The sequence below is a fragment of the Algoriphagus sp. PAP.12 genome (assembly GCF_026652115.1).
In the GTDB taxonomy this organism is placed as follows: Bacteria; Bacteroidota; Bacteroidia; order Cytophagales; family Cyclobacteriaceae; genus Algoriphagus.
Genome location: NZ_JAPPSQ010000007.1, coordinates 154,821 through 167,221, shown reverse-complemented (window position 1 = coordinate 167,221; position 12,401 = coordinate 154,821). Strand labels below are relative to the sequence as shown.

General features: G+C 38.7%; 11 protein-coding genes. 8 read left to right on the top strand and 3 right to left on the bottom strand.

Annotation, left to right across the window (positions count from 1 at the left end; all coding sequences use genetic code 11):
- Positions 1 to 4 precede the first annotated feature (4 nt).
- Positions 5 to 388, top strand: coding sequence for a nuclear transport factor 2 family protein (locus tag O0V13_RS10750; RefSeq protein WP_268034967.1), 384 nt, complete (start codon positions 5 to 7; stop codon positions 386 to 388).
- A 32-nt stretch (positions 389 to 420) separates the two neighbouring features.
- On the opposite strand, the gene O0V13_RS10745 is transcribed toward O0V13_RS10750, so the two are convergent.
- The 3 genes from O0V13_RS10745 to O0V13_RS10735 all read right to left on the bottom strand — a co-directional run bounded on the left by O0V13_RS10745 (position 421) and on the right by O0V13_RS10735 (position 5,784).
- A complete protein-coding gene (locus O0V13_RS10745; protein ID WP_268034966.1) occupies positions 421 to 3,234 on the bottom strand; it encodes a S9 family peptidase in 2,814 nt (937 codons plus the stop codon).
- Positions 3,235 to 3,246: 12 nt separating this feature from the next.
- On the bottom strand, positions 3,247 to 5,163 hold the full coding sequence (locus O0V13_RS10740) for a M14 family metallopeptidase (RefSeq protein ID WP_268034965.1): 1,917 nt from the start codon (positions 5,161 to 5,163) through the stop codon (positions 3,247 to 3,249).
- Between the two features lie 87 nt (positions 5,164 to 5,250).
- Positions 5,251 to 5,784 (bottom strand): hypothetical protein, encoded by a 534-nt coding sequence (locus O0V13_RS10735; protein WP_268034964.1) that lies wholly within the window; start codon positions 5,782 to 5,784, stop codon positions 5,251 to 5,253.
- 375 nt (positions 5,785 to 6,159) lie between these two features.
- On the opposite strand from O0V13_RS10735, the gene O0V13_RS10730 reads away from it, so the two are divergent.
- The 7 genes from O0V13_RS10730 (at position 6,160) to O0V13_RS10700 (ending at position 12,396) form a co-directional block, all read left to right on the top strand.
- Positions 6,160 to 6,633: an Lrp/AsnC ligand binding domain-containing protein gene (locus tag O0V13_RS10730; RefSeq protein ID WP_268034963.1), complete on the top strand. Its 474-nt coding sequence runs from the start codon at positions 6,160 to 6,162 to the stop codon at positions 6,631 to 6,633.
- 238 nt (positions 6,634 to 6,871) lie between these two features.
- Positions 6,872 to 8,317, top strand: a complete 1,446-nt coding sequence (gene sufB, locus O0V13_RS10725; RefSeq protein ID WP_268034962.1) for a Fe-S cluster assembly protein SufB — start codon at positions 6,872 to 6,874, stop codon at positions 8,315 to 8,317.
- A 45-nt stretch (positions 8,318 to 8,362) separates the two neighbouring features.
- Positions 8,363 to 9,127 (top strand): Fe-S cluster assembly ATPase SufC, encoded by a 765-nt coding sequence (sufC, locus tag O0V13_RS10720; protein ID WP_073573035.1) that lies wholly within the window; start codon positions 8,363 to 8,365, stop codon positions 9,125 to 9,127.
- Between the two features lie 17 nt (positions 9,128 to 9,144).
- Positions 9,145 to 10,404, top strand: a complete 1,260-nt coding sequence (sufD, locus tag O0V13_RS10715; RefSeq protein WP_268034961.1) for a Fe-S cluster assembly protein SufD — start codon at positions 9,145 to 9,147, stop codon at positions 10,402 to 10,404.
- A 9-nt stretch (positions 10,405 to 10,413) separates the two neighbouring features.
- On the top strand, positions 10,414 to 11,637 hold the full coding sequence (locus O0V13_RS10710) for a cysteine desulfurase (RefSeq protein WP_268034960.1): 1,224 nt from the start codon (positions 10,414 to 10,416) through the stop codon (positions 11,635 to 11,637).
- Entirely contained in the window at positions 11,634 to 12,074 is a 441-nt protein-coding gene (locus O0V13_RS10705; protein WP_268034959.1) for a SufE family protein, read from the top strand. The genes O0V13_RS10710 and O0V13_RS10705 overlap by 4 nt, the downstream gene beginning before the upstream one ends.
- A complete protein-coding gene (locus O0V13_RS10700) occupies positions 12,064 to 12,396 on the top strand; it encodes an iron-sulfur cluster assembly protein (RefSeq protein WP_268034958.1) in 333 nt (110 codons plus the stop codon). The genes O0V13_RS10705 and O0V13_RS10700 overlap by 11 nt, the downstream gene beginning before the upstream one ends.
- Positions 12,397 to 12,401 lie beyond the last annotated feature (5 nt).

The window sequence follows — 12,401 nt, the reverse complement described above, 5'->3', positions numbered from 1 at the left end:
GCCTATGAAAAACGAAGAAAAAGAAGCACTTATTAAAGAATATATCTCTGCATACAACACTAAGAATGTAGAGAAAATGCTCAGCCCTCTTCATTCCGAATTGATCTTTGAAAATTACACCGGAGATGAAAGAACTCACTTTTTGGTAGGCAAAAAAGCATTTAAAAATCAGGCCTTGGAAGGATTGGGATATTTTACAGAAAGAAATCAATCCATATTGAATCTCACTCATCAAAAAAGTAATTCTGAAGTTACAATTTCCTATCATGCGATTTTGGCTATCGACATTCCAAATGGACCTAAAAAAGGTGAAAAATTAGAATTTGAAGGAAAATCCATCTTTGAGTTCAAGGAAAACAAGATTTCAAAAATTCAGGATTTCGGTTAAAAAAAATCCCCGACAAAGCCGGGGATTTCATATTAATTATCATTCAATTCATATTTCAAAGTCCTTCCCTTTTCCACTGCAGGAAGACCTTCTGTCATCCAAAGTGGAGCAGGAGCCCCTTTCAAATAGTGATCAAAGAACTGACTCAATCTTACAGAAAGATCTTTTCTGTTTTTTCTTTGGCGAAGGTTATGATCTTCCCCATTGTACTGAAGCAACCAAGCAGGCTGATTCAATCTCTTCAAAGCCATAAACATCTCAATGCCTTGGTACCACGGAACTGCTCCATCTTCGTCATTATGCATAATCAAAACCGGAGTATTCACGCGGTCCATAAAGAATAGAGGAGAATTCTCAATATAATAAAGAGGCTTTTGCCAAATGGTTCCTCCGATTCTTGATTGAGTTTGTTCGTATTGGAACATACGGCTCATCCCAGTCCCCCATCTGATTCCACCATAAGCAGAAGTCATGTTCACCACTGGTGCACCTGCACCAGCAGCTTTAAACATATCCGTTTGTGTAATCAAATATGCAACCTGATAACCTCCCCAGCTTTGACCTTGGATTGCCATATTTTCTTTATCGACAAATCCTTTTGCTACTACTGATTGGACACCAGGAATGATACAATCATATGCTGAAGGTCCCGGAAGACCTAATTCATATTTAATATCCGGAACAAACACCACATAATCATTACTTACAAAATATGGGATATTAATAGTAGATGCTGAAGGCGCAGGAGTTCTGTAACTGTAAAGCCCATCACTGTTTCTTTCATAGAAATACACCATCATTGGGTACTTTTTATTCTCATCAAAATATTCTGGCTTGAACAACAAACCTTGAAGAGGAGTGCCGTCATTTGCCAAATAATCAACCAATTCTACAGAACCCCATTTAATTCCTTCCTGTTGAGGGTTCAGATCAGATGCCTTTTTGAGACTTTTAAAGGAAAGATCTCCCAAATACAAGTCTGGGTTTTCTTGGTAGGTACTTCTACGGATCATGATCTCATCGGAATCTTCTGCTTTGGTCAAGCCATAATATCTATGCGGGGTCATCATGATTTTTGTTGGTGTCCCTCCATTGATTTTACCCCCAAACATTCCAGACTCTTTACTCACCTCATTGAAAGCGGTCAAATATAAAGCTGCTTTTGGATCAATACTTCTTTCTTCCCGGTCCAAATCCTGTCTTCTAAATTGAATCATCTGCTTTCTGCCTTCACCTGCTGTGATATTTACGGCAGCCGAAGGATTTTTTGGATCTATTTTCCAAATATCAAATCGATCATAAATAAGTAAAGCCGCATCATCAGCCAACCATCCTGCTGATCCATAAGAGCCCGGAAGAGATGGAGAGTCATGCAATTCATCATAAAAAACGACATCCTGAATTCCTTCTGTCAAATCGATATGCTTTTTAGCTTCCAAATCGTAAGCGACCCAGGAGCTGTCTCGCCCTGAATACCAAGAAACGTATTTCCCCTCTGGAGAAAGACTTGGATATCCAGAGATATTCTCTTCAATCAAAGTTCTATCTCCTGTTTCAAAGTCAACCGCATACAAATCTCTTCCGATTTGAATATCCCAGCTGTAGTTTCTTCTATAAGGTGCATCTGTCCAAGCAATGGCAAAATCCTTTTCGATTTTACTTTCCAAAATCACATTGTTTACTTCGCGATCTTCTAATTGAGCGATCTGCTTATTGTTCAGGTCAATTGTAGCAGTATAAGTCCTTTTTTGCTCACGTGACTTATTTCTCAACTGCATCGGTTGGATTTCAGCATCCTGCCATCCCCAGATATCCAGACTCACTCTATCTTCATCCAAAATAGTCGTGTCAGATTCGTACGCATAATCCACATAATCATCCATTACTCCGAAAAACATTCTTGATTCGTCTTCAGAAAAGCGAATTGAGGCATCCGAGCTAATCCTGCTATCTTCCAATAAACCTGGAGTTTCATTTCCTATCAAAACATTCACATCGGGAGAAGCGGTTGTAGTCAAGAAAACCTCATAATATGGCTTTTCTGCTTTGGCCGAATCATTGGTACTGATGAAGGCCAAGTATTTTGATTCTGGACTGAAAGAAACTCTTTCATAACTGGTATTCCCTTCATGCAAAAGACTGGATTCTCCTGTTGCTAGATTTAAAAGCTGAATAGCTGAGTTATCCAAGGTATCTTCCTCAGCCAAAACGTATTGAAGGAAGTCTCCATTTTTGGAAAAGCCATAACTTTTTACTCTTTCAAACTCATAAGATTTCGACCCGTCCAATGATCTAACCAATAGATTAGTTCCGTCCGTTTTCTTCGGCTTCTCAGTATTTGTAGAATCTGAAGGGTCTTTTTTTGCCGGTTTTTCTTTTTCAAACTGAATAGCAATCCAGCTTCCCTCCTCTTGAGGAATAGAGAAAGACTTCACATTGGCCATTTTCTCCAAGTTGCCATTCGACATCTGATAGATAAAAAGGCTATCCTTAGGCATATCATCCTTTTTAGTCTTTTTCAGTTTCAAAAGTCTCACTGAGTCAGCCTGTGGTTCGATTTTTCCAACTGCAAATGTTCCGTCGGGTGAAAAACTCCATGACTGAGCTCTAGGAATGACAAATTTTTTGGAAACATCTTTGAAAGGAAGGATTTCCAACCTCCCATCTCCTTCTTGAGGAGAAATCATATAGCCTACCCATTTACCATCTTTGGTAATCTGGCTAGATCCTAAACTTTCCCACCCATCATAGTCGTCATGAGTAAGTGATCTCTTTTGCTGAGCGGATAAGCTGCCAACAGCCAAAAAAAGGCATGCCAACAAGGCTCCGCTAATTTTACGTAGCATAAATAATTGGTTTTAGTTTATAGTGAATTCTTTTTCAAAAAAGCCACCTCTAGTAGAAGATAACCTGATCTTTCCTTTTACTGGCTCTTCTGAATTAACCTTCAGTTTGAAGGTGGCCGATTTCTTTTCGCCTTTCCCAGTATATCCTGCATAAATGGTCTTATCATTTAGTTCAGGGCTCAGAATTTGAACTTTTGCATCCTCATAGCCTTCTGTAAGTTCCTTAGCAAAATTTAGAGACACTCGATCTTCCTGTACAATTTTCACCAATTTGGCTTGTTCTAAAGCGACTGGCAAACCACCAACATTTTCCCAAGAAAGACTGACTTCATATTCGCCTTTCCCTAATTCTTTCACCACCGCTTCACCTACTTTCAATTCAGGAAGTCTTTTTGCCATGGCCAAATTGAATTGTGCCTGTTTTTTAGCCCAATTTTCTAACTGCCAGGTGGGTCCGTTTTGCCCAAAGAACTTAGGATGGAAACCTCCGATCTCTACTTCTCCCAATTGGGGATGGGTCAAAGGAGTCCAGGATTTAAATCCTTTGCCCCCATTCTCTTCCTCATCCCACATCAAAGCATCGTAATCATCGTAGATTCCGTCGCCATTGTAATCTTTCATGGCGCCGTTGTTCCATAACTCATCACCATACCATACACTTCCAAAATAGAAATACCCAAAATCTGGCCCATGTCCAAATAATGGTGATGGTTTCAAAGGATCTCCCGTCATTCGATTCACTTTGTATCGAGTAGCGTAAGTTTCATACACGTCACCCGCCCAAGGATAAGCTGTAAATGAAAGTCCCAATTCATCCATCTCTTTGTAAATCTCCAAATCACTTGGGTACATACTTTCCTCTGCTTTGGAAGTAGATGGTGCTCTAAGATGCATAGGAACACGTGTATCCATAGAGTTTACCACCGAAATATTGGGATGACTCAAGACCCAAAGAACTGTCGCTTTACTTTCAGGCTCGCTCAAAGGGTATTCACCGGCGCCATATTGTGTATATCCTCTACCTGTCAGATCTCCTCCAATATCTGGCCTCCAGTTTTCAGGGTAGTTTCTATGAAGATCTAGTCCACCTATCCCATCTTCATTAAAACTCCCATCTCCATCGTTATCAATTCCTTCTGAATACATCAAATATTCCCCTTTTCCAGCTTGGACTCTTTTCATCAGTTTCCCAGATGGATGATCAGGATCTACGATAAAATTCGCCTTTTTCTTATCTTCTTCAGTTTCAGCTTTCTTTCTAATTTGATAAAGAATACCATCACCATCAAGGTCTTCCCCAGGATCTTCATCCAATAACCCATCGCGATCATTGTCATGAGGTCTTACTGTACTTCTATTTGCTTGAGCAGTGTATAGATAAAGGTTTGATCCATCCGGATTGTTCTGAGGACGAAGGTAAATTGTCTTTGTATCTACCAAGTGGGTGATTTCTGGATCTTTTCCATAATTATCCAAAATATGCTGAGTTAACCAAAGAATGGATTCGGAAGATGTGATTTCACCAGAATGTCTTCCTCCTTCAAAGTAAGCAGCTGGTTTATCAGTTTCTTTCCCAGTTTTCTTATTGGTAATGGTCATTTGATAAATTGGTCGACCTTCCAATGATTCCCCAATCACATACAAATCAACTATCTCAGGAAACTGTTTGGCCCATGTTTCATACCAGTGATACATCACATTTACAGTGTGATATTTATTAAATTCAAGGCTTTCGCCAGGGGTATATTCTACCTCAGGAAAAACTTCTTTTTTAAAAAATGAAGGACCGTGTCTTTCTCCAGAAACCGTGTAAAACTTCGCTTTTGAGTTATTTTCAGGAAAAACTGGTTCCTTTTGAAAGGGCTTGACCTGAGCTTGACCTAGTCCTGCAATCAAGGCAAAACCAGAAATAGTAATGATTTTTTTCATATGCTGGGTGGTTTTTGAAAGGGTTAAAAATAAAAAAGGCGCTATTGTGTAATAGCACCGTTTAAAGAAAAAGCGAAAAACCGGACCTTATTTTCTGATAGTCAATTCAAATACCTCAGGTGAATAATTAGAAAAACCTGGGACAGGCTTACATTTTGGAAGCTTTCTGACCAAATAATCTATTCTTTCTTTCAAACCTTTATCAACCTCTGATACCAATTCATATCCTGACACTTTGCCCTTAGAATCTACTTTTAAGTGAACTTTGACCTCTTCGACTTCTTGAGATTTTTTGGTTCTGAATAAAAATGGAGAATAAGAATCAATCATTTCCAATGTATACTCAGGCCAAGCCCAATGAGACGACAAATTATTGGCTATATTTTCTTCCACAAGGGTCAAAGGTACCAGTTCGACATCTTCTGCACTGCTAATCTTGAAATTTCTTTCCGTAGGTTCTACCATTGAAAGACTCAACTTATTATACTGAACAGTTACATTTTTATCTATTCCATCTTCGCCATTTACTTGAGCCATTGCTTTTGCAGTCAATTGCTGGCCGATAAATAGAATACAAAAAATAAAAACGGGAAGCGATTTGATAGAATATTGTCTGATCATACTTTCAGGAGGATTTACGACAAAAATACACTTTTTAAATTTTCAAATGCAAAAAAATGTATTTAAAATTTTAAAAAAGACAACAAAAAAGTCCTGCCAGTAGCAAGACCCTTTTCAGAATATAAACCCAAATATAACTTTAGAGATTAAAAGTTTTACTCGAAATAACTGAAAGTTTGGCAAAACACCAATATCCCGAATATTCGATTCATTAATAATTAAAAATCAAAATTTTCAGAAAGACAATTATTTCGATTCCAAAGTAAAAGATTTTTGATTTTAATTACAAATTGAAAAAATAATTTTGCAATATTTTGAACAATCTCTAATTTACAAGCGATTTCATTAACAATCATCTAAATCCAACATAGAAAAATGGATAAAATTTTAGATATCGATAACATAGACCTAAAAATCATCTCGCTTTTAAACGAGGATGCCAAAACCCCATACACTGAAATAGCCAAAAAAGTATTCGTTTCTTCTGGAACTGTACACGTGAGGATGAAGAAATTGGAAGACATGGGGATTGTAAAAAGTGCCACCCTCAACATTGACTTCTCTAAACTGGGATATGATATCTCTGCTTTTTTGGGAATCTATTTGGAAAAAAGCTCCCTTTATGACAATGTTATTGAAAGGCTGAAGGAAATTTCAGAAGTTGTCAGCGCTTACTATACTACTGGTAACTATTCAATTTTTGCAAAAATCATTTGCCGTGATACCAACCATTTAAGAATGGTTTTGGACAAAATTCAGAAAGTGGATGGAATTGACAGAACAGAAACATTGATCGTATTGGAAGAAAGTATCAATCGCCCTATTCAGTTTTTTGACAAAGAAAAATAAGAATACTCTCTATTTAGATCAAATCCAAATAAAATATATGATTTAAATCATATATTAAGCCCGAATAATTCGGGCTTTTTTTTATCCTTCCAAAAACGTGTATACATAGCCAAAACGGCCTTTTTCATTGAAATTTTGAATCCCTGATAGATTTTTAAAATAGGATTGAACATAATAATTTGGTTTTATGTTGTACCTTCGCAAGTCAAAATGTAATTAGTCTAAATAACTCACACCCATGAGCAAAGACAACCAGATTTTAGAAGAATTTACCTCAAAAGAATACGAACACGGATGGTCCGTCAATTATGAAGTGGACGAAGCACCGATCGGACTGAATGAGGAAATCATTAAATGGATCTCCGCGAAGAAAGAAGAGCCAACTTGGCTGTTGGAGTGGAGATTGAAAGCTTTTAGAACTTGGCAAGAAATGCAGGAGCCTGAATGGGCTAATGTAACCTACCCTAAAGTTGATTTTCAAAAGCTTCGTTATTACTCTGCACCAAAGCAGCAGAAGAAAGCGAAAAGCTTAGAAGAAGTAGATCCTGAATTGTTAGCGATCTATGAAAGACTGGGGATCTCCATGAACGAGCAAAAAAGATTGCAGGGAATAGCAGTAGATGCTGTACTAGACTCAGTTTCTGTTGCGACCACGTTCAAAGGCACTTTGGCTAAACTTGGAATCATCTTCTGTTCTTTCAGTGAAGCTGTAAAAGAGCATCCTGAATTGATTAAAAAATATTTGGGATCAGTCGTACCAATGACTGATAACTATTATGCAGCATTGAACTCGGCGGTTTTCTCTGACGGTTCATTCTGCTATATACCAAAAGGAGTAAGATGCCCAATGGAGCTTTCTACTTACTTCAGAATCAATGCGGCCAATACTGGTCAGTTCGAAAGAACATTGATCGTAGCTGAGGATGATGCATACGTTTCTTATTTGGAGGGATGTACGGCACCACAAAGAGACGAAAATCAACTTCATGCTGCGGTGGTGGAAATTTATGCTGCAACCAATGCAGAAGTAAAATATTCTACTGTTCAAAACTGGTTTCCTGGCGACAAAGAAGGAAAAGGCGGTATCTACAACTTCGTGACCAAAAGAGGTATTTGTGCCGGTGACAACTCCAAAATTTCCTGGACTCAAGTAGAAACCGGATCTGCTGTAACTTGGAAGTACCCTTCTTGTATTTTGAAAGGAGATAATTCTATCGGAGAATTCTATTCTGTCGCTGTAACAAATAATTATCAGCAAGCTGACACAGGAACCAAAATGATTCACATAGGTAAAAACACCAAATCAAGAATCGTTTCCAAAGGTATTTCTGCAGGAAAATCTCAAAACTCATATAGAGGTCAAGTTCAGGTAATGAAGCGCGCAACCAATGCACGTAACTTCTCCCAATGTGACTCTTTATTAATGGGAGATAGATGTGGAGCCCACACTTTCCCTTATATCGATATCAACAACCCTACTGCCAAGGTGGAACATGAAGCTACCACTTCTAAAATCGGCGAGGATCAAATCTTCTACTGTAACCAAAGAGGTATTGCTACTGAAGATGCAGTGGCCCTAATCGTTAATGGTTATGCGAAAGAAGTCTTGAATCAACTTCCGATGGAATTTGCTGTAGAAGCACAAAAGCTTCTTGCATTGACTTTGGAAGGATCTGTGGGGTAATCCCAATTGAAAAATTGGAAAATTAAAAATTGAAAAATTAGTATCATGCTTTCTATAAAAAATCTACACGCTTCAATTGAAGGGACGCCGATCCTAAGAGGAATCAACTTGGAAGTCAAAGCCGGTGAGGTTCATGCTATCATGGGACCTAACGGTTCAGGAAAATCTACCTTGGCTTCAGTATTGGCAGGAAGAGAAGAATATGAGGTAACCGAAGGTGAAGTTACTTTCAAAGGAAAAGATCTTTTGGACCTAGCTCCTGAAGATCGTGCTAGGGAAGGTGTATTCTTGGCTTTCCAATATCCTGTGGAAATCCCAGGGGTTTCTTCTACCAACTTCTTGAGAACTGCTGTCAACCAAGTAAGAGAATACAGAGGATTGGAAGCCCTTGACGCTGTGAAGTTCCTTTCTTTGATGAAAGAAAAAATGAAATTGGTTGAGATCGATCAAAAGCTGTTGAGTAGAGCTTTGAACGAAGGGTTTTCTGGTGGTGAAAAGAAGAGAAATGAAATCTTCCAAATGGCCATGCTAGAACCATCTCTTTCCATTTTGGATGAAACTGATTCAGGTTTGGATATCGATGCGTTGAGAATTGTATCCAACGGAGTTAATCAATTGAAATCAGCTGATAATGCAACCATCGTAGTAACTCACTACCAAAGATTGTTGGATTACATTGTTCCTGATTATGTACACGTATTGTACAAAGGAAGAATCGTTAAGTCTGGAACCAAAGAATTGGCGTTGGAACTGGAAGAAAAAGGCTACGACTGGATCAAAGAAGAAGTTGATTCCGCAGCTACTGTCTGATTTCTAAAAAAAAGAATATGAGTACCTTGACAACACAAGATACCCTTACCCCTTTGTTTGAAGGAGCTCCTGCTGATTTCTCTTCTGAGAGAGCTTTGGCTAAAGAAAGCTTCTATGCACAAGGACTCCCTGCGGTCAAAGCAGAGGAATATAAATTCACTCAGATTGCCAGAAAACTGGAAAAAGAAATCTCTGATTTCAATCCAGCAAAACCTGTATCTATCACTGAAGAAATGGTTAAAACTGCCATTTTCGAAGGGTTTGATGGATACGTGCTTGTATTGAACAATGGTAAACTGGAAGAAGAGCTTTCTCAACTTCCATCTGAAGTCTCATTTTCTGCTCTTTCAGACCAGGAAATTGGATCCATTGCCAAGCCTGTAAAAGATGCATTTGTCGCTTTAAATCAAGCTTCATTTGTAGACGGACTGGCAGTTTCTGTTCCTAAGAAAACTCAGGTTGAAAAACCAATCCTGATTCTTTCCTTTACTCAAGCAAGTGCTGGGCAGGTTGTACAACCGAGAATTTGGATTGAAGCTGGAGATTTTGCTGAAGTGACTTTCATCGAAAAAACCATTCTATTAGGTGAAGACAAAGTCTTTTCAAACCAAGTAGTGGAAATCAAAGGAGCTATCAATAGCAAAGTCCATTATTACAGGCTTCAAAACGAAGGCGATCAAGCAATTGAGGTAAGTAATATTGAAACAGATATCCAGAAAGACTCTCAGTTCACTGCAGTTACTATTTCCCTTTCTGGTGACATGGTTAGAAATAACCTGAACTTGAATCTTTTGGGAAGTAATTCTGAAGGAAACATGTATGGTTTATACCTATTGAATGATAAGACCCACGTGGACAATCATACCAACGTGGATCATACTATTCCTCATGCAGAATCCAATGAATTATACAAAGGAATTCTCGCTGATCAATCTAGAGGTGTTTTCAACGGAAAGATTTTCGTGCGTCAAGACGCTCAGAAAACCAATGCTTTCCAGCAAAACAACAACATCCTTCTTTCTGAAGATGCGGTGATCAATACCAAGCCTCAATTGGAAATCTGGGCAGATGATGTAAAATGCTCTCATGGCTGTACTACTGGTCAATTGGATGAGGAAGCATTATTCTACCTACAGGCAAGAGGAATTGACAAAACCCAAGCAAAAGGATTGTTGCTTTATGCTTTTGCTGGTGAAGTTTTAGAACATATCGAAGACGAAAGCTTCCACAATTATTGCGTTTCCTTAGTACAGGAAAGATTAGGGAGCAAATTCTAAATTCCCTTCATGAAATTTGATATAAACGAAATCAGGGGCTTGTTTCCTGTGCTTCATCAAGAAGTACACGGCAAGCCCTTGATTTATTTTGATAACGCTGCTACAACCCAAAAGCCGAAAGCAGTTTTGGATGCTCTAATGAAGTATTATGAGCATGACAACTCCAACATTCATCGAGGTGCACACGCATTAGCGGATCGAGCGACTCAGTATTATGAAAATACCAGAGAGACAGTTCGAGAGTTCATCAATGCGAAAGAAAGTGCTGAGATTATTTTTACAAAAGGCACCACTGAGTCTATCAATCTGGTAGCTCAGACATTTGGAAGAAAGTTTATTGGCCAAGGAGATGAAATAATCATCTCAACTATGGAACACCACTCCAATATCGTTCCTTGGCAGATGCTCTGCGAGGAAAAAGGAGCAGTTCTCAAAGTCATCCCTATCCATGACAACGGAGAATTGGATTATGGCGAGTTTGAAAAATTGCTTTCTCCAAAAACCAAATTGGTTAGCATCGTCCATGCTTCCAATGCATTGGGAACCATCAATCCTGTAAAACGAATCATTGAAGCGGCACATGCTGTAGGGGCCAAAGTGCTTCTGGATGGGGCTCAGTCTTCCAGCCACCTGGAAATAGACGTTCAGGATTTAGATTGTGATTTCTTAGCGCTTTCAGCACATAAAATCTATGGTCCTACGGGTCTTGGGGTTTTGTATGGAAAAAGAGAAGTTTTGGAAGCCATGCCTCCATTTTTGGGAGGAGGAGAAATGATCAAAGAGGTAACTTTTGAAAAGACTACCTACAATGACATTCCATTCAAATTTGAAGCGGGAACACCAAATATTGCCGATGTAATTGCCTTCAAAGAGGCTTTGGACTTTATCAAAAGTTTAGGAAAACCAGTAATCAAAGCTCATGAAGATGAATTATTGACCTATTCCAATGAACTTTTGAAAGAAGTCAAAGGGTTTATTCCTGTAGGTACGGCAGCAGATAAAGTCAGTGTTTTATCATTCAATATCAACGGAATGCATCCATTCGATGTAGGCCAAATGTTGGATGCCAGAGGGATTGCTGTGAGAACTGGTCATCACTGTACTCAACCTTTGATGAAACGTTTTGGAATTGAAGGAACTGTTCGGGCCAGCTTTTCTGTTTACAATACCAAATCAGAAATTGAGCAATTGGCAGAAGGCGTAGCACGTATAGCCAAAATCAAGAATAAATGAGCATACAGGAGATTCAGGACGAAATCGTATCAGAATTCGAAATCTTAGGAGATGACAGAGAGTCCACCATTTTCTATATCATGGAAATCGGTAACAATTTGGAAGCATTTCCCGAAGAAGAGCAAAAAGAGGAAAATATCATCAAAGGTTGCCAATCCAAAGTGTGGTTGATCGCTGATGAAAAAGATGGAAAAATCCATTTTCAGGCAGATTCCAACACAGATATTACAAAAGGTTTGATTTACCTTTTGATCCGAGTGCTCAATGACAGAAAGCCTGAAGAAATCATCCAAGCTGATCTGGATTTTATTCAAAAAATCGGAATGGGTGGGATTATTGGAAGCCAAAGATCCAATGGACTCGCTGCCATGATCAAACAAATGAAATTGTATGCTTTGGCTTTCCAAACCAAACTAAACGCATCAAATGGAAACTGAAAATAAGGTAAGTCAGATTGACGACTTGAAGGAAAAAGTAGTGATGGCAATCAAACAGGTCTATGACCCTGAGATTCCAGTGGATGTCTACGAACTGGGTCTGATCTATGAGATTACAGTTTATCCAGTAAATAATGTCTACGTGATGATGACTTTGACTTCTCCCAATTGTCCATCGGCTGAATTTATTCCATCAGAAGTAAAAGATAAAATTCAGCAGATCCAAGGAATCAACAATGTGGAAGTAGAAGTTACATTTGACCCTCCCTACTCTCAAGATATGATGTCCGAAGCTGCAAAACTTGAATTAGGATTTCTATAATCGAC